At 69.1% G+C, this 21744-nt stretch carries 19 protein-coding genes; 11 read left to right on the plus strand and 8 right to left on the minus strand.

Features of this window, described 5'->3' with window-relative positions:
- The first annotated feature begins 134 nt into the window (after positions 1-134).
- Positions 135-1106: a bile acid:sodium symporter family protein gene (locus tag ACRARE_RS17415; protein ID WP_432657739.1), complete on the plus strand. Its 972-nt coding sequence runs from the start codon at positions 135-137 to the stop codon at positions 1104-1106.
- Between the two features lie 228 nt (positions 1107-1334).
- Positions 1335-2057, plus strand: coding sequence for a hypothetical protein (locus tag ACRARE_RS17420; protein WP_432657740.1), 723 nt, complete (start codon positions 1335-1337; stop codon positions 2055-2057).
- Positions 2058-2203: 146 nt separating this feature from the next.
- On the opposite strand, the gene trpA is transcribed toward ACRARE_RS17420, so the two are convergent.
- The 3 genes from trpA to ribA form a co-directional block, all read right to left on the minus strand.
- Positions 2204-2995, minus strand: coding sequence for a tryptophan synthase subunit alpha (gene trpA, locus ACRARE_RS17425; protein WP_432657741.1), 792 nt, complete (start codon positions 2993-2995; stop codon positions 2204-2206).
- A 232-nt stretch (positions 2996-3227) separates the two neighbouring features.
- Positions 3228-3737: a L,D-transpeptidase family protein gene (locus ACRARE_RS17430; RefSeq protein WP_432657742.1), complete on the minus strand. Its 510-nt coding sequence runs from the start codon at positions 3735-3737 to the stop codon at positions 3228-3230.
- A complete protein-coding gene (gene ribA, locus ACRARE_RS17435; RefSeq protein ID WP_432657743.1) occupies positions 3734-4825 on the minus strand; it encodes a GTP cyclohydrolase II in 1092 nt (363 codons plus the stop codon). The genes ACRARE_RS17430 and ribA overlap by 4 nt, the downstream gene beginning before the upstream one ends.
- Before the next feature lie 170 nt (positions 4826-4995).
- Here ribA and ACRARE_RS17440 point away from each other — a divergent pair, with 170 nt between their 5' ends.
- The gene (locus tag ACRARE_RS17440) at positions 4996-5682 is read left to right on the plus strand and encodes a response regulator transcription factor (protein WP_432657744.1); all 687 of its coding nucleotides are present in this window, start codon (positions 4996-4998) and stop codon (positions 5680-5682) included.
- 315 nt (positions 5683-5997) lie between these two features.
- Here ACRARE_RS17440 and ACRARE_RS17445 read toward each other — a convergent pair whose 3' ends face one another.
- The 3 genes from ACRARE_RS17445 to ACRARE_RS17455 all read right to left on the minus strand — a co-directional run bounded on the left by ACRARE_RS17445 (position 5998) and on the right by ACRARE_RS17455 (position 8916).
- Positions 5998-7659, minus strand: coding sequence for a methyl-accepting chemotaxis protein (locus tag ACRARE_RS17445; protein ID WP_432657745.1), 1662 nt, complete (start codon positions 7657-7659; stop codon positions 5998-6000).
- A complete protein-coding gene (locus tag ACRARE_RS17450) occupies positions 7656-7955 on the minus strand; it encodes a hypothetical protein (protein WP_432657746.1) in 300 nt (99 codons plus the stop codon). The genes ACRARE_RS17445 and ACRARE_RS17450 overlap by 4 nt, the downstream gene beginning before the upstream one ends.
- A gap of 97 nt (positions 7956-8052) precedes the next feature.
- Positions 8053-8916 (minus strand): hypothetical protein, encoded by an 864-nt coding sequence (locus tag ACRARE_RS17455; protein WP_432657747.1) that lies wholly within the window; start codon positions 8914-8916, stop codon positions 8053-8055.
- A gap of 81 nt (positions 8917-8997) precedes the next feature.
- Between ACRARE_RS17455 and ACRARE_RS17460 the strand changes: the two genes are divergently transcribed.
- Positions 8998-9786: an exodeoxyribonuclease III gene (locus ACRARE_RS17460; protein ID WP_432657748.1), complete on the plus strand. Its 789-nt coding sequence runs from the start codon at positions 8998-9000 to the stop codon at positions 9784-9786.
- Between the two features lie 159 nt (positions 9787-9945).
- Positions 9946-10434, plus strand: a complete 489-nt coding sequence (locus ACRARE_RS17465; protein WP_432657749.1) for a hypothetical protein — start codon at positions 9946-9948, stop codon at positions 10432-10434.
- A 15-nt stretch (positions 10435-10449) separates the two neighbouring features.
- Here the strand turns inward: ACRARE_RS17465 and ACRARE_RS17470 are convergent, their stop codons facing one another.
- Positions 10450-11868, minus strand: a complete 1419-nt coding sequence (locus tag ACRARE_RS17470) for a hypothetical protein (RefSeq protein ID WP_432657750.1) — start codon at positions 11866-11868, stop codon at positions 10450-10452.
- Between the two features lie 287 nt (positions 11869-12155).
- Here ACRARE_RS17470 and ACRARE_RS17475 point away from each other — a divergent pair, with 287 nt between their 5' ends.
- From ACRARE_RS17475 to ACRARE_RS17485, 3 genes are read left to right on the plus strand one after another with little or no spacing between them, the layout of a single operon-like run.
- Positions 12156-13073 carry a tetratricopeptide repeat protein gene (locus tag ACRARE_RS17475; protein ID WP_432657751.1) on the plus strand — a complete coding sequence of 306 codons (918 nt, stop codon included), beginning with the start codon at positions 12156-12158 and terminating at the stop codon, positions 13071-13073.
- A gap of 40 nt (positions 13074-13113) precedes the next feature.
- Positions 13114-13758 (plus strand): LON peptidase substrate-binding domain-containing protein, encoded by a 645-nt coding sequence (locus ACRARE_RS17480; RefSeq protein WP_432658053.1) that lies wholly within the window; start codon positions 13114-13116, stop codon positions 13756-13758.
- Entirely contained in the window at positions 13755-13943 is a 189-nt protein-coding gene (locus ACRARE_RS17485) for a Trm112 family protein (RefSeq protein ID WP_432657752.1), read from the plus strand. Before ACRARE_RS17480 ends, ACRARE_RS17485 begins: the two co-directional genes overlap by 4 nt.
- 201 nt (positions 13944-14144) lie before the next feature.
- On the opposite strand, the gene ACRARE_RS17490 is transcribed toward ACRARE_RS17485, so the two are convergent.
- The gene (locus ACRARE_RS17490) at positions 14145-15428 is read right to left on the minus strand and encodes an FAD-dependent monooxygenase (RefSeq protein ID WP_432657753.1); all 1284 of its coding nucleotides are present in this window, start codon (positions 15426-15428) and stop codon (positions 14145-14147) included.
- Between the two features lie 59 nt (positions 15429-15487).
- On the opposite strand from ACRARE_RS17490, the gene ACRARE_RS17495 reads away from it, so the two are divergent.
- The 3 genes from ACRARE_RS17495 (at position 15488) to ACRARE_RS17505 (ending at position 21415) form a co-directional block, all read left to right on the plus strand.
- Complete coding sequence (locus ACRARE_RS17495; RefSeq protein ID WP_432657754.1) at positions 15488-16822, plus strand: amidase; 1335 nt, start codon at positions 15488-15490, stop codon at positions 16820-16822.
- 153 nt (positions 16823-16975) lie between these two features.
- Positions 16976-18154, plus strand: a complete 1179-nt coding sequence (locus ACRARE_RS17500; RefSeq protein WP_432657755.1) for an aminotransferase class I/II-fold pyridoxal phosphate-dependent enzyme — start codon at positions 16976-16978, stop codon at positions 18152-18154.
- A 15-nt stretch (positions 18155-18169) separates the two neighbouring features.
- Positions 18170-21415, plus strand: a complete 3246-nt coding sequence (locus tag ACRARE_RS17505; protein WP_432657756.1) for a DNA translocase FtsK 4TM domain-containing protein — start codon at positions 18170-18172, stop codon at positions 21413-21415.
- The last annotated feature ends 329 nt before the right edge of the window (positions 21416-21744 follow it).

Below are 21744 nucleotides of genomic sequence, written 5' to 3' on the forward strand. Positions count from 1 at the left end.
GTCAGGTTTTCTTACCAATCTGCGGGGCGGGCGACAAGGCAGCAGGGGCGCGCAGGGGCGCAGAGGGGGCGCGTGGCGATTGACAGCGCCGCCGCGATGCCGCAGTCGAGGCCGGAACCACAGGGAGACGGCACGTGCACTATCTGAAACGCTTCGGCGTCGACGGCTATATGATCCTGCTTTTCGTCATGGTGCTGGCCGGGGCCCTGCTGCCCGCACGGGGCATCGCCGCCGAGGGGCTGCGCCATGCCAGCTATTGGGCGGTGACGCTGCTGTTCTTCCTCTACGGGGCGAAACTGGATCCGGGCGCGGTGAAGGCGGGCTTTCTGAACTGGCGCCTTCAGGGGCTGACCTTCGCCGCCACCTACCTGCTGTTTCCCGCCCTGGGGCTGCTGCTGGTGGCGCTGTTCGGCGGGGTGCTGGGCGAAGAGATGTCGACCGGCCTGCTGTTCCTGGCCATCCTGCCCTCGACGGTGCAAAGCTCGATCGCCTTCACCTCTATCGCCGGGGGCAATGTGCCCGCGGCGATCTGTGCCGCCTCTGTGTCCAACATGGTGGGGGTGGTGCTGACGCCGCTTCTGGCGGCGCTGGTGCTGCATCAGGAGGGCGGCGGCGTGTCGCTGGACGCCGTGGTGCGGATTGGCCAGCAGATCGTGCTGCCCTTCGTGGTGGGCCAGCTGCTGCGCCGCTGGATCGGCGGCTTCGTGGCGCGGCACAAGATGCTGACAATGCTGGTGGACCGGGGCGCGATCCTGCTGATCGTCTATTCCGCCTTTAGCGCGGGCACTGTGGCGGGGCTGTGGACGCAGATCCCGGCGGCCAGCCTTGTGGTCCTGCTGGCGGTGGTCTGGCTGTTCCTGGCGCTGGCCTTCGGGCTGATGGCGGGGATGGGGCGGCGCTGCGGGTTGCCCGGCGAGGACCGGATCGTGCTGCTGTTCTGCGGCTCGACCAAAAGCCTGGCCAGCGGCCTGCCCATTGCCTCGGCCCTGTTCCCGGCGGCCACGGTGGGGGCCATCGTGCTGCCGACCATGCTGTTCCACCTGTCGCAACTGCTGCTCAGCTCGCTTCTGGCGCAACGCTGGGCGCGGGCCCGGGTCGAGGGCTGAGGCGGGCGCCGGGGCGGCCATTTGGGCGCAAAACCGCCGGTTTTCCATCTATTTTCACCTAATTAGGGGGTGCCCCCGGGGCCATTGCAGCGCTGACCCGGCGATCCGGGCGTGCTAGACTTCGCCCAGGACCGATGTCGCCCGGCTGCCCGGCTGTTCCCCCGTTCGGGGTGGGGCAGCCTCCGGGGCGGGCATCGGTGGTCTGTGTGTCTGCTGTGGAAGCCTGGGATGATTTATAGATTTTCGACGTTTCTTCTGATTCTTTCTCTGGCCGTTTTCGGCACCCTGGCCGGGGGGGCACGGGCCCAGATCGGGCTTGATGTGCTGGTGCCCCAGGGCTTCGACGTGCGCGTCGATACCTCGGCCATCACGCAGCACGATTACGGCAACATGGCCATGGGCGCGGTCGGCGTCCTGTCCGGGCGCAGCATCCTGCCGCCTGAGATCACCGGCTATTCCATCCATTCCAACGATGTCGATCCCTACCAGCGCACCGCCGTGCTGCGGGCCCAACGGGAAACCTCGGCCGGTCCGCTGGGGGTGGGGTTCACCGGGCAGCTGACCATCGAGGCGCGGTCTGTCATCGACGACTACCGGCTGGAGAGCAATCCGCTGACCTCGCTGTCGGGCAATGTGGCGGAGCTGGGCGGCGGCGACCCGCTGCTGGATCTCTCGCCCGCCGAGCTGTTGCGCTATGAGGAACTGTCGCGGTCGGTCTCGGCTCTGACCTTCGATCAGCTGAGCGAGATGCAGGAGCTGTATCGCCGCGGCATGGGCAATCCCGATCCAGGCACGCCGGGTGTGCCGTCGCGTGTGCCGGGCACGATCCCCCAGGGGCCGCTGGTCCTGGGCGGGCTGGATGCCTGCAACAAGGTGGTCGACAACGGGTTGCTGTGCCGCCATCTGAACCCCGAAGGCCCGTCCTATCAGCAGTATTGCACCTGCGGCTAAGGCCCGTGCGCCCGCCACACGGGGTGGGGCGCGGGACAGGGTGGAGAGAACGCAAAAGGCCGCCCGGGGGCGGCCTTTGGTCTGTCTTGGGCCTGTCTGTCTCAGGCGGCCCGCCTGGCGCGGGGCCAGTGGCCCCGGCGCGGCGCTCAGGCGCTATGGGCGCCGTCGGCCAGGGTCTTGATGAAGGCCAGGACCTCTTCCACCGGCTTGCCCGAGGCGACCTCGGTTACGATGGCCGAGCCCACGACGCAGCCATCGGCGACACCGGCGATGTTCTTTGCGGTCTCGGGGGTCTTGACGCCGAAGCCCACCACGACCGGCAGGTCGGTGCCCGCCTTGATCCGCGCCACATCGGGCGCCACCGTATCGGCCGAGGCCTCGGCGGCGCCGGTGATGCCGGTGATCGAGACGTAGTAGACGAAGCCCGAGGTATTGGTCAGCACCTTGGGCAGGCGCTTGTCATCGGTGGTCGGCGTGGCCAGGCGGATGAAGTTCAGACCCTGCGCCTGGGCGGGCAGGCACAGCTCGTCATCCTCTTCGGGAGGCAGGTCGACGACGATCAGCCCGTCGATCCCGGCCTCCTTGGCCTGGCTCAGGAAGGTGTCGACGCCGCGCGAATAGATCGGGTTGTAATAGCCCATCAGGACGATCGGGGTCGTGTCGTCCTCTTCGCGGAAGGCGCGGGCCATGGCCAGGGTGCGGTCCAGGGTCATCCCCGCCTCCAGCGCGCGTTGGCCGGCCAGCTGGATGGTCGGGCCGTCGGCCATCGGGTCGGTGAAGGGCAGGCCCAGTTCGATCACGTCGACACCGGCGGCGGGCATCCCCTTCATCACCGCGAGCGAACGCGCCTCGTCCGGATCCCCGGCCATGATGTAGGCGACAAAGCCCTTCTTCCCCTGCGCCTTCAGATCGGCGAATTTCGCGTCGATACGGCTCATTCCTGCCCCCTTGTTTCGTCCTGTCGGGTTTGGCGGAAAACGCCCTGTCTGGCAAGGGTGGTGCGGGGCGATAGGGAGGGGGCGGGGGCTCTGCCCCCCTTTCGCCTTCGGCTCAATTCCCCCCGGGATATTTTGGGCAATGAGAAGAGAGGGGCGGGGCTCGGCAAAGCCTTGAGCGCGCCCTGGCTGAAAAGTCCGCCAAGGGTGGGGTGCGCTTTGGTCCGGTGGGGCGTCAGAGGCCCGAGAGGGGCGGTATGGCGATTGCGGCGCCGGGGGGCAGGGCGCGGGCCAGGGCGTGCAGGTGGTCGCGGCGCAGGGCCAGGCAGCCCTCGGTCGGGTAGCGCGGGCGGCGCCACTGGTGCAGGAAGATGGCCGAGCCGCGCCCCGGCGTGGCGCGGGGCCAGTTCCAGTCGAGCACGAAGATCAGGTCGTAAAGCGGATCGGCACGACGCAGCCTTTCGTGGCTGGGCGCGAAGGGGGCGCAGACGTGGTGGTTGTAGGCCGGATGGTTGGGGGCGTCGCACCACAGATCGCCCGGTCCGATGGGCCGCGCCCAGGGGGCGGGGCGGGCCAGGCGGTCGGCGCGATACCACAGCTCGCCCACGCGCAGGGTGGCTACGGGGGTGGCGCCGTCGCCTTCGCGTTTCGCCTGGCTGAGCCCGCCACGGCCGATGGCGCAGGGGTAGAGGCGTGGGCCGATCCGCAGGCCCTGGGGGGTCAGCCGGGCGACAGGGGCGGTCACAGCAGGTGCCCGGATTTCGACGCCTTGGTGGCCAGGTAGGCGCGGTTATGGGCGTTTTCGCCCACTTTCAGCGCCACCCGTTCCGTCACCTCGACCCCGTTTTTCTGCATCATGGCGATCTTGCGCGGGTTGTTCGTCAGCAGCCGCACCGAGGAGAAGCCCAGCCGTTGCAGCAGTTCGGCGCCCAGGCGGAAGTCGCGCTCGTCATCCTCGAAGCCGAGGCGGTGGTTGGCCTCGACCGTGTCGAAGCCCTGATCCTGAAGGGAATAGGCGCGCATCTTGTTGGCCAGGCCGATGCCGCGCCCCTCCTGGTTGAGGTAGAGCAGCACGCCCGCGCCCTGGCGGCCCATCTGGGCCAGCGCCGCGTGCAGCTGCGGGCCGCAGTCGCATTTCAGAGAGCCCAGCACGTCGCCGGTGAAACAGGCCGAATGCAGCCGCGCCAGCACCGGTTCGTCGCGGGGCGGGCGGCCGATTTCCACCGCGTAATGTTCCTCGCCACCATCCTCGGGGCGGAAGATGTGCAGCCGCCCGGCCTCGGAGACCTCGATCGGCAGCCGGGCCGAGACCACGGGGCGCATCGGGCTGAACCGGTCGAGATGCTGCGCCGCCTCTTCGGCCCCGAGCAGGGTCAGGTTGTGCTGGCGGGCCAGATCTTCGGGCGCCTCCAGCGGCGAGAGCAGGGCGGCGGGCAGCAGGCGGGCGGATTTCGCCAGCTTCAGCGCGATGCGGTGCAGGGTGGCGTCGCCCGCGCGCCGGGCCATCAGCGGGCCCTTCATCGGGTGGCGCAGATCGTCGGCCGGATCGGCCAGTGCCCGGACCCAGCCGGTTTCCGCGCCCTCGGGCAGGGGCAGGCGGGCCAGGTCGCCGTCATAGGGGCGCGCCTTCAGCGTCTCGGCCCGGCGCGCGGTCAGGGCCAGCTCGGCCTGGCCGGGCAGGGCGCGCATCTGTGCCAGGCGGGCGGGCGTCAGGGTTTCCGCCGCCAGCACCAGGGCGCCGCCGCCCGCACCCGCCAGTACCACCGGCACCCCCAGGCGCAGGTCGGTCCGGGCGCGGGCCAGGCGTTCGGTGATGTCGGGGGTAAGACTCATGCCGCGGTTCCTTGGATGTGGCGCCTGTCATAGACCGACTTGCCGAGGTTTGAAACAATCCCCGCAGGGGGGACACGGATGCGTGAGAAATTTGCAGCAAATCTTGTCACTCTGCCGTGAGCCTTCCATCTGCCTGACAAGACGAATGAAACGCAGCGGAGGCGCGCGCAATGGCACAACTGAAGAAGATCCTGCTGGTCGATGACGATGACGATCTGCGCGAAGCGCTGAGCGAGCAGCTGGTGATGACCGAGGATTTCGACGTCTTCGAGGCCGGATCGGGCGCCGAGGGGATGCAGAAGGTCAAGGAAGGCCTTTTCGAGCTGATCATCCTGGACGTGGGCCTGCCCGATACCGACGGGCGCGAGCTGTGCCGGTTGATGCGCAAGCAGGGGGTCAAAAGCCCGGTGCTGATGCTGACCGGCCATGACAGCGATGCCGACACGATCCTGGGCCTCGACTCGGGCGCCAATGATTACGTCACCAAGCCCTTCAAGTTCCCCGTCCTGCTGGCCCGCATCCGGGCGCAGCTGCGCCAGCACGAGCAAAGCGAGGATGCGGTGTTCCAATTAGGGCCCTACAGCTTCCGCCCGTCGATGAAGCTGCTTGTGACCGAGGACGACAAGAAGATCCGGCTGACCGAGAAGGAAACCAATATCCTGAAATTCCTCTATCGCTCGACCGAGAGCGTGGTGCCGCGCGATGTGCTGCTGCACGAGGTCTGGGGCTATAACGCCGGGGTCACCACCCACACGCTGGAGACGCATATCTATCGCTTGCGCCAGAAAATTGAGCCCGATCCCTCGAATGCCCGTCTTCTGGTCACCGAAAGCGGCGGATACCGGCTGGTCGCGTGATCGCGCCAGGGGTGTAAGGAATTCCGGACTTTCTCCTTGTGGCGGTGCCGCGTAGGAAGGGGAAGGTTCCCGGGAACCGACCCGCACATATCCGGGTTTGATATGTACCTCCCTGTTGGACTGGCCCGGGCTTTGCCCGGGCTTTTTTCTGTCCGGTGCCCTGGCCTGCGCTTGGCAGGAGTCTGGCCCTTCAGTCTTTTCCTTAGCCTTGTGCGGGCCGATGTCGCCCCGGCGCGGCGGGATCTGGTGCCCCCGGTACGTGCGGCGCGGCGCCGTCTGCCTGGTTCACGGAGGCGCGAGGGCGGGCGTGCAAGGTCAGAATTCGGCCCAGTCGTCGCCGGGCGCGGGGGATGGGGCATTGACCGCCTGTTTTGCCGCCGGGCGCGGGGCGGCCTTCGGCGCCGCCACCGGGCCGCTGTCCAGCGGGGCGAAGATGCCCATGCTGCCGTCCTCCAATGACTGTTCCTCGCCGGTCTGGAAGCGCAGCATCAGGGTCGACAGCTCTTCCGCCTCGCGGTTCAGGGCCGAGGAGGCGGCGTTGGTTTCCTCGAACATGGCGGCGTTCTGCTGGGTGACCTGGTCGAGTTCCTTCATCGTCTGGTCGATCAGCGCGATGGAGCCCGATTGCTCATTCGCCGAGGAGGCGATCTGGGCCACCAGTTCGGCCACGCCCGAGACTGCCTCGGAGATGCTTTTCAGCGCGCCGCCGGTCTCGTTCACCAGGGCGACGCCCGATTGCACCTGTTCCGAGGATTTCTGGATCAGTTCCGAGATTTCGCGCGCCGAGGTCGAGGACCGCGCCGCCAGGGCCCGCACCTCGGTGGCCACGACCGAGAACCCGCGCCCGGCCTCGCCCGCGCGGGCGGCCTCGACCCCGGCGTTCAGGGCCAGAAGGTTGGTCTGAAAGGCGATATCCTCGATCACCTGGATGATCTTGTGGATCTCTGACGAAGAGGATTCGATGGCCGCCATGGCATTGACCGTGCGGCGCACCACCTCGTCCGAGGCGGCAGAGCGCGCCTGGGCCTCATCCGCAACGTCCGAGGCGCTGCGCGCCGCCTCGGCGGTGGCGCGGACGTTCTGGTTGATCTCCTGGATGGCATTGGCGGTTTCTTGCAGCGAATGGGCCTGGCGTTCGGTCCGGTGGGCCAGAGAATTCGAGGCATTGGCGATGGAATCGGCGTCTTCCGAGACCGAGCGGGCGTTGCGGATCACCTGCTGGACCGTGGCGCGCAACTCACTGATGGCATTGTTGAAGTTCTGGCGCAGCGTGTCGTGGGACGGGTCGAATTCCGTACTGATCGAGACCGACAGGTCGCGCCGCGCCAGCCGGGTCAGGGCATCGCCCAGCTGGTGCACCACCTGTTCTTGCATCCGCACCGCGTCTTGCTGCATCTGCTGTTCGCGCCTGTGGGCCCGGGCGCTGGCCTCGGTCGCCTCGGCCACGTGGGAATCCAGCAGGCGGCGTTCGCGGATCGACAGGATCAGCACCGCCGCCTCCAGCGCCACCACCGCGCCGTGCAGGGCGGTGCGGCCCAGGGCCTGCATCAGGTCGGCCTCGGGGTAGATCAGCGCGGGCATGGCCAGGCTCAGCCCCAGGTGCTGCACCGCGATGGCCAGGGCCGCCACCAGAACGACGCGGGCATCGGCCATCGACAGGGTGACCGCCAGCAGCGCGAAATAGAGCATGTGGCTGTCCATTTGCCAGGGGTGGCCGGTCAGCGCGGCAGAACAGGCCATGGCCTGGCCGACCAGCCCCAGACCGATCATCGCCCGCCCGGTCCAGCCCGCGCTGTCGCGCAGGCCCAGGGCCGCCAGCCCCGCCATCGCCAGGGCAAACAGCGTCACCGGCAGCCAGCCGTTCCCGGCCCAAAGCGCCGCGATCGGCGTCAGCGGCAGCAGCGCAAAGCTGAGCAGGGTGATCCGGGTGGCGGCCCGGTGGCGGGCGTCCTGAAACTCGGTCTTCATCGGGGTCATCCGGCTACTCCGCACAGGGACGCAAGGCGGCGTCCGTCGAGGACAAGAAAGGGGCCTGCGGCGCGCAGCCGGGGGCCGAAACCGGGGCTGTCGGCCTGGGCCAGGCTGCCCATCAGGCGGTCGCGCGGGCCCAGCCCGCGCCCGCCCGCCCGGGCAATCTGCCCGTCGCGGTCGGCCCAGGGGGGCGAGATCACCAGCACCAGCCCGTGATCCACCGCCGGAAGCGACAGAAGCGCCGCCACGGGCCCGCCAAGGGCGAGGCCCAGGACTATCACAACGATCTGCAAGACCTGCACGGCAGCGGCCCTCCTTACCGGTTCAGCCGATAAGGGATTCCCCTTGCCGCCGCGTTAATGGCGCAGTTTTTCCCGCCCTGATGCGCCCTGCCGGGGTCTACATCGGGTCGAGGATCACCGCCCCCAGATCCAGGGCGCGCCCGCCGTCGCTGCGCAGCACCCGCAGCCCCGTCGGGGTCTGGCGGAACCGGAAACAGCCCGCCGCATGGGTGGTCCAGCACAGCTGCCCGTCGGCGCCAAGCTGCCAGCTGCCCGACAGGGCCGTTTCGCTGCCGTTCAGCGCTGTCGAGCCGACCAGCGTGCCGTCGCCGCGAAACAGCATCCGGCTTTCGCCGCCACCGTTGCGCCAGCGCAGCGGGCGGTCGATCAGCCGCGCCTGCACCTCGGCCGCGCCCAGGTTATAGGGCGCCGGTTCGCCCGGTGGCTGCGCCCGGTAGGGCACCGGCGCGGCACCCGGGGCGGGTGCCGCCTGGGCCAGCGGGTCGGGGCAGAGCGTGCCCAGCTGGGAAATCGCCGCGTTCGAGCCGCGCAGGCCAAGCGCATGGGTCACCGCCCCCGCCCCTTCGCCCAGTGTCAGCCGGGCGCGCAGCCCCTTGGCCAGCCGGGCCAGCAACAGCCCCTCGGCCTTGCGGTCAAAAGGTGCGGCGTAGACCTGCACCCCCGTCCCCTCGTCGCGTTTGTGCAACCCGATCCGCTGGCCGGGCCCGTGATCGACGGACAGGGTCATGGGCAACGCGCCCTCGCCAAGGGCCGTGCCCTGATACCGCACGATCCATTCCATCGGCGCGCCGGGGGCGGCGCAGGTCAGGAACAGGCAGAAGAACGGGTCCTCGCCGCCGGCGGGCAGGGGGCAGCTGCTGACCCCTGCGCCGTCGTAATCGTTGAAGGCGACCCAATCCGCCGCCCGGGCCCCACCCGGCAGGCACAGGAACATCGTAAGAACAAAAAGGGCGCCCTTCATGGTCGGATCGCTTTCATTGGCCAGCTTCAGATGCTAGCGAAAGGCTACGCGTCCCCCCCGGAATGAGGCAAGTGAAAGAAGATGTCATTTACCCTGGCCACCTGGAACATCAACTCTGTCCGCCTGCGCGAGCCGCTGGTCTGCCAGCTCCTGGAGGCCGAGGGGCCCGACGTGCTGTGCCTTCAGGAATGCAAATCCCCGGTCGACAAGATCCCGATGGAGCGGTTCCGCGAGCTGGGCTACGGCCATATCGTGGCGCGCGGCCAGAAGGGCTATAACGGCGTGGCCATCCTGTCGAAGCTGCCGCTTCAGGATGCGGGCGACCGTGATTTCGCCGCCCTGGGCCATGCCCGCCATGTGGCGGCGACGCTGGAAAACGGCGTGACCATCCACAATTTCTACGTCCCCGCGGGTGGCGACAAGCCGGATCGCGAGATCAACGAGAAGTTCGGCCAGAAGCTCGACTACCTGGCCGAGATGCGCGATTTCTTCCACGCCGAGCGCCCCGAAAAGGCCATCCTGGTGGGCGATCTGAACATCGCCCCGCGCGAGGATGACGTCTGGGATCACAAGAAGCTGCTGAAGATCGTCAGCCACACCCCGGTCGAGGTCGAGGCCCTGGGCGCCGCCCAGGAGGCGGGCGCCTGGGTCGATGTGACCCGCGCCGATATCCCCTCGGGCAACCTCTATTCCTGGTGGTCCTACCGCTCGCCCGATTGGGACGCGGCCGACAAGGGGCGCCGGTTGGATCACGTCTGGGCCACCCCCGACATTTCGGGTGCCGCCCACGGCTCGCGCATCCTGCGCGCCGCCCGCGGGTGGGAGAAACCCTCGGACCACGTCCCGGTGTTTGCGACGTTTGATCTGTAGGGCGCGCGCCCTAACCCGAAAGCCACAGTTGCCCCCTGTCTCGGCTTGCCGGGGCGGGAAACCCTTCGGGCCGCGCGCCCGCTGCGCCTAGACTTTCCGCCATTCTTTGCGGCGACGCGGCCCCGGGCCGCCGCCGGGTTTTGGACGGAGGGATTTGCGATGACCTATCAACAGGACGAGGACAACAGATCGGCCCTGGGCTGGTCGCTGCTGGCGCTGGTCGCAGGGGCTGTCGGCGCGGCGATCGAGACGCTGGCGGTAACGCTGGTGCCCTTCCTGGTGGTCCCGGCCACTGGCGCGACCCTGACACTGATGCTGTTGCTGTGCCTGGTCTATTCCGCCCTGCCGATGCCCCGCGCGCGGCGCCTGCCGCTGGCCCTGCTGGGCGGGGTTCTCAATCTGGGGGTGGCCCTGCTGATCTGGTTCAGCCTGCGCATCGGGTTCGATGCGGCCCTCGACACGCTGGCGGGCGGCCCCGGCGCGGTCTGGGAGATGCTGGTCTTCCTGTCGGACTTCGTCTCCTTCACCTTCAAGGGGCAGGAGTTCACCGGGTCGATCCTGCTTTATTCCGGTTGGCTGCCCGAACTGGCGCTGCTCTTCTTCGCCCCGCTGCTGATGTCGCGGCTGGATCTGAACGGGTTGCACTGAGGGGGCGCGCGCCCCTCAGACCAGCAGCAGCACCCAGGCCGACAGGGCCAGGCCGAGGATCAGCACATAGGGGCCGTTCCAGCGGTGGCTGACCTCGGACACCTCCATGTCGCCCAGGCGCGCGGTCAGCATCACCGAGGCGGTGAAGGGCGAGGTGACGCCGGACATGGCCCAGCCCCCGGTGAAGGCCAGCACCATGGGCAGGGGCGAGATGCCCAGGGCCTCGGGCGTGGGCAGAAGCGGGCCGAAGAGCGAGACGAAAAGGATCGGGTTCATGCCGATCTGCCCGCCCAGTGGGATCAGCCAGATCGGCAGCACCAGGATCAGCCAGACCGGCAGCGCCGTCAGATCCAGCCCCGCGGCCAGCACCAAAGGCGACAGAAGCGTGCCCGCCCCGGTGCCCAAAAAGCCCGCCATGGTCAGCAGCACGATTTCCGAGCGCAGCGCAGGCAGTTCCGAGAAGAGGAAGGCGCCCGAATGCTGCGCCAGATAGCGCCCGCGCGCCCCCGCCGGGCCCATACGCCACAGCCAGACCGCCGCCACCAGCGGCACCACCGCCAGCACGATGCGCGAGGCGGGCAGGCCGGTGCCCAGGTGGATCCCCCAGACCGGCAGAGCGATCAGCGCCAGCAGCGCCAGAACCGGCAGCAGCAGGCGCGGCCCGCCGCTTTGGCCCGGGTCGGCCCGGCTGGGCACCTGATCGGGGCGCAGTTTCGGCTTGAACGCCCGGTCCAGGGCCCAGCCGATCCCCGACATCAGCGCCGCCGAGACCAGCGAGGGCAGCACGACACCGCCCCAGGTGGCCCCGGGGATCACCGTGGTCGAGATGACCACCGCCAGGGCCAGGGGCGACCAGACCAGCGAGGCGGCAAAGCCGCGCTGCACCGCCAGCAGCATCCGGCGGGTGCGGATCCGGGCGATTTCGGGGTCCGGTTCGCTGCGCGCCGAACTGCGCGCCATGGTCCCCAGAAGCGAGATCGACCCGTAGTTCAGCACCAGGGCGAAGATCTGCGCCCCGAGCGTCAGCGCGGTATAGCGCCGCCCCGGCGGCTGCTGCGCCAGATAGACGGCGGCGCGGGTGATGCTGTCCGACAGTTCCGCCGCATGGCGCAGGGTGGCCAGGGCACAGAAGAAGGCCAGGATGAAACTGCCCTGCGCCAGCGCGGCCGCCAGCACCGGGCCCGCGTCGGGCGCCGCGATCAATGCATAAAGGGCCAGCGCCGCGCCCAGCAGGACAAAGACCTGACGGCCCGCGCGCACCGTGGGCGTCAGCCACAGGATGACCGCCAGCGTCGCGCCCCCGGCCAGCCAGGCCGCCCCGGCCCAGCCGGTAAAGGCGCCCAGCACCACCCCCAGCACCGCCAGACACAACAGCGCCCCGGTGATCCGGTCATGGCGAGGGGAGGCGGGCAGGTTCGAGATCCGCAGGGTCATGGGGGGCCTTTCGTCGCGCCAGTTAGCCGTGGCGACGGCGCGAAGGCAAGGCGAGGCGGGTCTGCGCAGGCGCAGGGCGGCTATGCGCGGCGGGGGTGGGGCCTCCTCGCTGCACACCCCCCGCCGCCCGCGTCCCTCTGCCGCTTGGAAAACGCCCGCGAAGGGTCCATATAGGCGGAAAGCCCCCGCGCGCGGAGGCGCGCGCTAAAGTCGAGATGCGCGAAGGCGCGCAATGGAAGCCCCGCGCGCGACACGCGTGACGACAGACACTATCGAGGAAGCCCGCCATGATCGAGCTTGGAACCGGCCAGAACAGCGACGCGCCCAAGGGCGATTACGTCAAGGATGTCAGCGAAGCGACCTTCATGCAGGACGTGGTCGAGGCCAGCCAGGAGGTGCCGGTCATCGTCGACTTCTGGGCGCCCTGGTGCGGCCCCTGCAAGCAGCTTGGCCCGGCGCTGGAGGCGGCGGTGAATGCCGCGGGCGGCGCGGTGCGCATGGCCAAGGTCAACGTCGACGAGAACCAGATGATCGCGGGCCAGATGCGGGTGCAGTCGATCCCCACGGTCTATGCCTTCTTCCAGGGGCAGCCGGTGGACGGGTTCCAGGGGGCGCTGCCGGCCTCCGAGGTGCAGAAATTCGTCGACAAGCTGGTCGAGATGTCGCCCGGCGCCGATAACGGCCTGGCCGATGCGGTGGCCGCCGCCGAAGAGATGCTGGCCGAAGGTGCCGCCGCCGATGCGGCCCAGACCTTTGCCGCGATCTTGCAGGAAGACGCCAACAACGCCGCCGCCTATGGCGGCCTGGTTCGCGCCTATCTGGCGCTGGACGAGGTCGATCAGGCCGAGGCGATCCTGAACGGCGCACCGGCCGAGATCAGTACCGCGCCCGAGCTGGAGGCGGCCCATGCTCAGCTGGAACTGGCCAAGCAGGCGGCCGAGGCGGGCCCGGTGGCCGAGCTGACCGCCAAGGTCGAGGCCAACCCCGACGACCATCAGGCGCGGTTCGACCTGGCCCTGGCCCTGCACGCCGCGGGTCAGGTGCAAGAGGCCGTGGATCAACTGCTGGAGCTGTTCCGCCGCGACCGCGAGTGGAACGAGGCCGCCGCCAAGCAGCAGCTTTTCACCATCTTCGACGCGCTGAAGCCGCAGGATCCGATCGTGCTGAACGGACGGCGCAAATTGTCGTCGATGATTTTCGCCTGACCCTCTTTCCCGGTGCGCCATGCGGTCTAGCTTGTACCAGATGATGACGCCCGCCGATCTTCCCGAGGTCCTTCCCATCTTCCCGCTGCCGGGCGCGCTGCTTTTGCCGCGCGCCCGTCTGCCGCTGCATCTGTTCGAACCGCGCTATCTGGCGATGTTCGAGGATGTGCTGAAGACGCCGCATCGCCTGATCGGGATGATCCAGCCCAACGAGATGGCGGGGGTGGGGCAGTACGGGCTGCACCGCATCGGCTGTGCGGGCCGGGTGACGCAGTTCTCGGAAACCGAGGATGGGCGCTATATGATCACCCTGGCGGGCGTGTCGCGCTACCGCGTGCGGGACGAGGTCAGCGGTTTCACCCCCTATCGCCGGGTCTCGGTCGACTGGGCCGGGTTCGAGGCCGACCTGGCCCCTAATGACAGCGACCCGGGTTTTCGGCGCGAGTCCTTCATGGCCCTGCTGTCGCGCTATTTCGACGATCAGGGCCTGTCGACCGACTGGGAGACGCTGACCGAAGCGGATGATGAATTGCTCATCAACTCCTTGTCGATGCTGCTGAATTTCTCCAATGATGAGAAACAGGCGCTGCTCGAGGCGCCCTCGCTGACAACCCGGCGCGAGACGCTGGTGACGCTTTTGGAATACGCCCTGCGGGGCGGCGACGGACAGGAACTGCTGCAATGAGCGAGACGCCCCAAACCCTTTTCGACCGCCGGATGCTGGAGGCGCTGGTCTGCCCGCAGACCCAGACCACCCTGCGCTACGACGCGGCGGCGGAAGAGCTGATTTCCGAGGCCGCAGGCCTGGCCTTCCCGATCCGCAACGGCATCCCGGTCATGCTGGTCGACGAGGCCCGCGCGCTGCGCTGAGGCCCGCGCCCCGGTGGGACATGATGGACCCTGTCGCCTGCGGGCGGCGGGGTTTTTCGTGTCTGGGGGTGCTTGGGCGCGGGATCGGTCCGGGCGCGCGGGTTTTCGGGGCGCGGCGAGGCAAGCCCGGGCGACAGGGCACGTAGGGCGGGGGTGACCCCGCCATAACCGGGCCTTGCCGAAAGCCCGGCCCCGACGCGCCTAGCGCATCAGGTCGGGCAGGTCGCCGGTCAGGCCCGCGGCCTCGCGGATGAAGGTGCGGCGCAGGCCGGGCAGGCGGTTCACCAGCCCCAGACCCAGGTCGCGCCCGGCGCGCAGGATCGGATTGTCGTTGGAAAACAGCTTGTTGGTCAGATCCGTCGCCATGGCCAGGCTGGCGGTGTCGAAACGGCGCCATTCCTCATAGCGCTTCAGCACGTCCAGCGCGCCGATGTCCTCGCCCCGCGCCCGCGCCTCGGACAGCACCTGCGCCAGGGCGCCCACGTCGCGCAGGCCCGCGTTCAGTCCCTGGCCCGCGATCGGATGCATCCCATGGGCCGCGTCGCCCACCAGGGCCAGGCGCCAGCCCGCGAACTCCTCGCAGATCGACAGGACGAGGGGGTAAAGGAACCGCTGCCCCTCCAGGGAAATCTCGCCCAGGAAATCGCCGAAGCGGGGGCGCAGGGCCTCCAGGTATTGATCATCGGGCAGGGCCTGGATGGCCTGGGCGGTGGCGTCCCGCTCGCTCCAGACGATGGAGGACCGGTTGCCGGGCAGGGGCAGGATGGCCAGCGGCCCCGGCGGCATGAAGAACTGATGCGCCACCCCGTGGTGGGGTTTTTCATGGGCGATGGCGCAGACCAGGGCGGTTTGCCCATAGCCCCAGCCATGGCGGCGGATGCCCGCGCGCTGCGCCGTGGCGCTGGTCTTGCCGTCGCAGCCGATCACCACCTGGCCGCGCAGCACCTCGCCCGTCGACAGCGTGACCGAGGCGCCCTCGGGGCCGGTCTGCTGGTCGGTCACCCGGATCTCGTTCCGCACGGTGATCTCGGGCCGTTCGGCCATCTCCTCCAGCAGGGCGCGGCGCAGGTAGCGGTCTTCGACCATATGGCCCATAGGGCCTTCCTCGATCTCGGCATGGTCGAAATGCAGCCAGAGCGGTGAGGGGCCTTCGCCTGCGCGGCCATCGCTGACCTTGATGTCCAGCATCGGTTGGCTGTGCCCCTCGATCCGGTCCCAGACGCCGATGGCGCGCAGCAGCCGGACCGAGGCCAGGGCCAGGGCATAGGCGCGGCCGTCGAAGGCGCTGTCTTCCATCCGGGCGCGGGGCATGGCGTCGATGATGGTGCTGGTCAGGCCCGCGCGGGCCGCCGCCAGGGCCAGGGCGGGGCCGTTCAGCCCGCCGCCCACGATCAGCAGATCGCTGTGACTTTCGCTCGCATCGCTCATGGCATCGCCTCTTTTGATCCTGGGGGTGAATATGCGCCCCCGGGCGGGATTGTCCATGCGCCCGGCTGCCGCTACCGTCGCGCGGCAATGGGGACCGGCAAAAGGGCGAGGGTGTCATGCAGGACTGGCTGTGGATGGAAGCGGCAGAGCTGGGCGCGGGGATCGCACGGGGCGAGATCGACCCGCTGGCCCTGGCAGAGACCTATCTGGCCGCCATCGACGCCCATCCCGAGGCCGCCCGCATCTATGCCCGCACCACGCCCGACCGCGCCCTGGCCGAGGCCGAAGCTTCCCGCGCGCGGGCGCAGAACGGCACCCGGCTGCACCCGCTGGACGGGGTGCCGATCAGTTGGAAAGACCTGTTCGACAGCGCCGGTGTGGCGACCGAGGCGGGCAGCGCCCTGCTGGCCGGTCGCGTGCCCGCCGAGGACGCCCGGGTGCTGCGCAACGCCAGCCAGGCGGGGCTGGTCTGCCTGGGCAAGACCCATATGTCGGAACTGGCCTTTTCGGGGATCGGGCTGAACCCGATCACCGCCACCTCGCCCAACGTCAACAACCCCGATTGGGTGCCGGGGGGCTCCTCCTCGGGCGCTGCGGCCTCGGTGGCCTTCGGCCTGGCGGCGGGGGGGATCGGGTCCGACACCGGGGGCTCGGTACGCATCCCCTCGGCCTGGAACAACCTGGTGGGGCTGAAGACCACCAGCGGCCGGGTCAGCCTGGAGGGCGTGGTGCCCCTGGCCAAGCGGTTCGATACCGTGGGGCCGCTGGCCCGCTCGGTGCGCGACGCGGTGTTGCTCTTGTCGGCGGTCGAGGGGCGCGCGGCGCCGGATCTGACGGGGGCCAGCCTGCGGGGCCTGCGCCTGGCGACGCTGGAAACCCATGTGCTGGACGACATCCGCTCCGAACCCTTGGCCGCCTACCGCCGCGCGGTCGCCGTGCTGGCCGAGGCGGGCGCCGAGGTCGTGCCGGTCAGCGCGCCGGAATACGACACCGTGGCCCCCCTGGCGGCCAAGCTTTTCGCCCCCGAGGCCTACGGCCTGTGGTCCGAGGTGATCGAGGCCGCCCCCGAAAAGATGTTCCCCGAGATCCTGGAGCGGTTCCGCAGCGGCGCCCTGGTCAGCGCGCCCGACTATGTCGCCGCCTGGGAGGCCGTGTATCAGGCCCGCGCCGCCTGGAATGCCCGCATGGGGGCCTATGACGCGGTGCTGATGCCCACCTCGCCCATCCTGCCGCCCGATGCCGACCGGATGCTGGCCGATCACGCCTATTACGTCACCGAAAATCTGTTGGCCCTGCGCAACACCCGGGTGGGGAACATGATGGGGCTGCCGGGCTATTCCCTGCCCACGGGCACCCCGGCCTGCGGTCTGATGCTTTTGGGGCGGCCCATGGGCGAAGAGGCCCTGGCCCGCGTGGCCTGTGCCGCCGAGGCCGCTCTGGGCGCGGCCTGACGCCACACGCCGGGCGCGCGCGCCGGTCTGGGCGCGGTTTCGATGCAACATCGGTGTTGCCAAAGGGCAAGACCGCTGGACGGGGCGCCGCCTAATGGGTTAGTCTGCCGGGATAAACGGGGCGAAACGACCCCGATCCAGAGGCAGTTTTAGATGTTTCCAGAGCGGTTTTCGAACCTTCCGGAATATGCGTTCCCGCGCCTGCGCGCGCTGCTCGATCATATCGAGCCGGGCGGTGAGGTGACGCATATGACGATCGGAGAGCCCAAGCACCCGTTTCCGGACTGGGTGGGCCAGGTGCTGTCCGAGAACGTCGCCGGTTTTGCAAAATACCCCCCCAACGACGGCACGCCCGAGTTGCAGGCGGCGATCACCGATTGGATCGCCCGGCGCTATGGCGTGGCGATGGACCCCGCCACCCAGGTGATGCCGCTGAACGGCACCCGCGAGGGGCTGTATAACGTCGGCATGGCCCTTTGCCCGGAAGAGAAACGCGGCCAGCGCCCGGTGGTGCTGATCCCCAACCCCTTCTACCAGGTCTACATGATCGCGGCCATTTCGGTGGGCGCCGAGCCGGTCTTCGTGCCCGCCACCGCTGAAACGGGGCATCTGCCCGACTATGCCAGCCTGCCCGAGGACGTGCTGAACCGCACCGTCGCGGCCTTTATCTGTTCGCCTGCCAACCCGCAGGGCGCCGTGGCCTCGCCCGCCTATTGGCGCGATCTGCTGGGGCTGGCGGAGAAGTGGGATTTCCAGCTTTTCTCGGATGAATGCTATTCCGAGATCTGGCGCGACGCGGCGCCCACGGGTGCGCTTGAGATCGCCGCCGAGCTGGGCGCCGACCCGGAACGGGTGCTGATCTTCCAGTCGCTGTCGAAACGCTCGAACCTGCCCGGGCTGCGCTCTGGCTTCGTCGCGGGCGGCCCGCAGTCGATCCGCCGCATCCGCCAGCTGCGCGCCTATGCCGGTGCGCCGTTGCCGCTGCCGCTGCAACGGGTGGCGGAACGGGTCTGGGCGGATGAGGTGCATGTGACCGAGAACCGCGCCCTCTACCAACAGAAATACCAGGCCGCCGACCAGGTGCTGGGCGGTGTGCCCGGCTATCAGGGCCCCGAGGCCGGGTTCTTCCTCTGGCTGCCCGTCGAAGATGGCGAGGCAGCGGCGGTGAAACTGTGGACCGAGACCGGTGTGCGGGTTCTGCCCGGCGCCTACCTCAGCCGCGAGACCGAGGCGGGGAACCCCGGTCGCGGCTATATTCGTGTCGCCATGGTGGCGCCGCGCGACGAGATGGTGACGGGGCTGGAAAAGCTGCGCGCCTGCCTGTGGGATTGACGAGGAGCGGACAGCATGGCCTACCAGACGAAACGTGACCCCCTCTTCGACAGCTCGATGCAAGAGGCGATCGAGAAGCGCGGCAAGGAATTGCTGGGCGTCGCCCTGCTGGTGGCCGGGCTGATCCTGGCCGCGATGCTTTACAGCTATACCCCTTCGGATCCGTCCTGGTTGTCGGCCTCGGACGCGCCGGTGCGCAACTGGCTGGGCCTCTTCGGCGCCTCGATCTCGGCGCCGGTGATCATGGTGATCGGCATCGGGGGCTGGGCGCTGGCGGCGCTGGCGGTGATCTGGGGGCTGCGCTTTGGCCTGCATGTGGCGGATGAGGCGCCCGTGGGCCGCCTGGTCTTCGCGCCGGTCTTCGTGGTGCTGCTGTCGGTCTATGGGGGCACGCTCAACACCTCTGACGCCTGGCCCCATGCCTTCGGGCTGGGGGGGCTCTTTGGCGATACGGTGCTGGGCGCGCTGATTGGCCTGTCGCCGATGACCGTCTCGACCTCGCTGAAACTGGCCGGGCTGGTGATGGGGCCTGCGGCGCTGGCGCTCGGGATCTACGTGGCGGGGGTGACCATGGCCGAGATCCGTCTGGGGTTCCGCTGGCTGCTGGTGGCCGTGGTCCTGAGCTATGCGATGCTGCGCCGCCTGCTGGGCCGGGGCGCGGCGGGGGCCTTTGCCGTTGCGGGCACCGCCACCGCCAAGGCGGGCGACAGCCTGCGCAACCGCGCCGAACGCCGCCGCGACGCGCGGCTGGTGGCGCGTTCTGCCGCCTATGAACAGGATGCCCGGCTGACCGCCCAGGAAGATGCCTATTGGCAGCAGGACGACCTGCCGCCCGAGGACGCCTGGTATGACGACGAGGGCGCCGCCCTGGCCTATGACGAGGCGCCTGACTATGCCGAGGCCGCGCCTGCGCCCGAACCCGAGGCCAAGCCGCGCCTTCTGGGCCGCCTGCCGGGCCTGATCCGCCGCCCCGAGCCGCAAAACTGGGACGAGATGGACGACGATGACCTGCTGATGGCCGCAGGCGAAGAGGAGCTGCCCTCGGACGAACGCATTCGCGCCAAGATCGCCGATGTGGTCCGCTCGCGGGCGCGCCGGGCGCCGATGCCCGCCCGGCCGCAGGGCCAGCCCGCCCGCGCCGCCGCCGCGCCCCGCCGGGGCCTGCGTGGCAAGGGGCCCGCGCCGCTGATCCTGGACACCAACCGCCCCGAGCCGCCGCTGACTTCGGCCCGCGACCAGGGCCTGCCGCCGGAACCGCCGCTGACCGCCGCCCGGGCCGCCGCGCCCGCCCGCCCGCGCCTGGGCGGGGCCGATCCGCGCCATGCGGGCCTGGCCTATGCCGCCGAGGACAGGGCCGAGGCCGAGATTGCTGCCACCGAACTGCCGCGCGCCGAACTGGTCGACCCCTACGAGGCCGCCGCCGCCCGCGCCCCCCAGCCCGCCCCCGAAGCCTATGCCGAGGCACCCTATGAGGCAGAGGGCTACGACGATCCGGCCTATGCCGAGACCTATGAGGACGCGGCCTATGAAGATGGGGCCTATGAGGATGAGGCCGAGATCGAGGCCGCCGAAGACGCGCCCTATGCCGATTTCGCTACCCCCGAGCCGATGCCGCGCGAGATGCCCCGGGTGCCGGTGGCCGAGCCCAAGAAGGTGGTGCAACCCTTCGAGCGCAAGCCGGTGCCGCAATCCAGCCGCGCCAAGGCCGAGGCTCAGCCCTCGCTGGCCTTCGACCCTGCCGAGGCCGAATACGAACTGCCGCCGCTGTCCCTGCTGACCAGCCCCTCGTCGATCCAGCGTCACCACCTGAGCGATGACGCCCTGGAGGAAAACGCCCGGATGCTGGAAAACGTCCTGGACGACTATGGCGTCAAGGGCGAGATCGTCAGCGTCCGCCCCGGCCCCGTGGTCACCATGTACGAGCTGGAACCGGCGCCGGGCCTGAAGGCCAGCCGCGTGATCGGCCTGGCCGATGACATCGCGCGCTCGATGTCCGCGCTGTCCGCCCGTGTGTCCACCGTGCCGGGCCGCTCCGTCATCGGGATCGAACTGCCCAACGACAACCGCGAGATGGTGGTGCTGCGCGAGATCCTGGCGGCCCGCGATTTCGGCGACAGCCACATGAAGCTGCCCCTGGCGCTTGGCAAGGACATCGGCGGCGAGCCGATGATCGCCAACCTGGCGAAGATGCCCCACCTTCTGATCGCGGGGACCACCGGGTCGGGTAAATCGGTGGCGATCAACACCATGATCCTGTCGCTGCTCTACCGTCTGACGCCCGAGGATTGCCGGTTGATCATGATCGACCCGAAGATGCTGGAACTGTCGGTCTATGACGGCATCCCGCACCTGCTGTCGCCCGTGGTGACCGACCCCAAGAAGGCCGTGGTGGCCCTGAAATGGGTCGTGGCCGAGATGGAAGAACGCTATCGCAAGATGTCCAAGATGGGCGTGCGCAACATCGACGGCTACAACGGCCGGGTGGCGGATGCCCTGAAGAAGGGCGAGATGTTCTCGCGCACCGTGCAGACGGGCTTTGACGAGGAAACCGGCGATCCGATCTTCGAGACCGAAGAGATCCAGCCCGAGAAGATGCCCTATATCGTCGTCATCGTCGACGAGATGGCCGACCTGATGATGGTGGCAGGCAAGGAGATCGAGGCCTGCATCCAGCGCCTGGCGCAGATGGCGCGGGCGAGCGGTATCCACCTGATCATGGCCACGCAGCGCCCCTCGGTCGACGTGATCACCGGCACGATCAAGGCCAACTTCCCCACCCGGATCTCCTTCCAGGTGACCTCGAAGATCGACAGCCGCACCATCCTGGGCGAGATGGGCGCCGAACAGCTTCTGGGCATGGGCGACATGCTGTATATGGCGGGCGGCGCCAAGATCACCCGTTGCCACGGGCCGTTCGTCAGCGATGAAGAGGTCGAAGAGATCGTCAACCACCTGAAGGCCTATGGCCCGCCCGACTATGTGGGCGGCGTGGTCGAAGGCCCGGATGACGAGAAATCGGCCGATATCGACGCGGTGCTGGGGCTGAACACCGGCGGCAACACCAGCGGCGAGGATGCGCTCTACGATCAGGCGGTGGCGATCGTGATCAAGGATCGCAAGTGTTCCACCTCCTACATCCAGCGCAAGCTGGCCATCGGCTACAACAAGGCCGCGCGGCTGGTCGAGCAGATGGAGGAAGAGGGCGTCGTCAGCCCCGCCAACCACGTTGGCAAGCGCGAAGTTCTGGTGCCCGAGCAATAGGGCGCAGGGGGGGGCTCTGCCCCCCTTGAGCCCTCGCGGGCTCGCCCGGGCTCCGCCCCTTCGCGGCTGAAGTCGTCCCCCGGACGATTCCCGAGACGCCGCTCAGCCCCCGGGATATTTTGGGCAATGAGAAGAGAGGGGAGGTGCCAATGCGGCACCCGCCCCTCTTGCTGTTGGGCCGCGCCCGCGGTGGCCGGGACGTAGGGCACGCCGGATGCGCGGGGCAGCCCTTGTTCCATTCGATGGCTGGAAATACTCTGGGGGAGGCCGCCTGCAAGGCGGGCGGGGGCAAAGCCCCCTTGGCGGGCGGGCGCCGATGGCGGAACGCC

Origin of the sequence: Pseudooceanicola aquaeponti, from assembly GCF_050897975.1 — a bacterium.
Classification (GTDB): Bacteria; Pseudomonadota; Alphaproteobacteria; order Rhodobacterales; family Rhodobacteraceae; genus Pseudooceanicola.

Coding starts and splice junctions, on each gene's coding strand:
- ACRARE_RS17440 (WP_432657744.1), top strand. CDS start 4,996: ATGGCACAACTGAAGAAGATCCTGCTGGTCGATGACGATGACGATCTG.
- ACRARE_RS17505 (WP_432657756.1), top strand. CDS start 18,170: ATGGCCTACCAGACGAAACGTGACCCCCTCTTCGACAGCTCGATGCAA.
- ACRARE_RS17485 (WP_432657752.1), top strand. CDS start 13,755: ATGAGCGAGACGCCCCAAACCCTTTTCGACCGCCGGATGCTGGAGGCG.
- ACRARE_RS17480 (WP_432658053.1), top strand. CDS start 13,114: ATGATGACGCCCGCCGATCTTCCCGAGGTCCTTCCCATCTTCCCGCTG.
- ACRARE_RS17490 (WP_432657753.1), bottom strand. CDS start 15,428: ATGGACAATCCCGCCCGGGGGCGCATATTCACCCCCAGGATCAAAAGA.
- ACRARE_RS17470 (WP_432657750.1), bottom strand. CDS start 11,868: ATGACCCTGCGGATCTCGAACCTGCCCGCCTCCCCTCGCCATGACCGG.
- ACRARE_RS17445 (WP_432657745.1), bottom strand. CDS start 7,659: ATGACCCCGATGAAGACCGAGTTTCAGGACGCCCGCCACCGGGCCGCC.
- trpA (WP_432657741.1), bottom strand. CDS start 2,995: ATGAGCCGTATCGACGCGAAATTCGCCGATCTGAAGGCGCAGGGGAAG.
- ACRARE_RS17500 (WP_432657755.1), top strand. CDS start 16,976: ATGTTTCCAGAGCGGTTTTCGAACCTTCCGGAATATGCGTTCCCGCGC.
- ACRARE_RS17465 (WP_432657749.1), top strand. CDS start 9,946: ATGACCTATCAACAGGACGAGGACAACAGATCGGCCCTGGGCTGGTCG.
- ACRARE_RS17455 (WP_432657747.1), bottom strand. CDS start 8,916: ATGAAGGGCGCCCTTTTTGTTCTTACGATGTTCCTGTGCCTGCCGGGT.
- ACRARE_RS17475 (WP_432657751.1), top strand. CDS start 12,156: ATGATCGAGCTTGGAACCGGCCAGAACAGCGACGCGCCCAAGGGCGAT.
- ACRARE_RS17420 (WP_432657740.1), top strand. CDS start 1,335: ATGATTTATAGATTTTCGACGTTTCTTCTGATTCTTTCTCTGGCCGTT.
- ACRARE_RS17495 (WP_432657754.1), top strand. CDS start 15,488: ATGCAGGACTGGCTGTGGATGGAAGCGGCAGAGCTGGGCGCGGGGATC.
- ACRARE_RS17460 (WP_432657748.1), top strand. CDS start 8,998: ATGTCATTTACCCTGGCCACCTGGAACATCAACTCTGTCCGCCTGCGC.
- ribA (WP_432657743.1), bottom strand. CDS start 4,825: ATGAGTCTTACCCCCGACATCACCGAACGCCTGGCCCGCGCCCGGACC.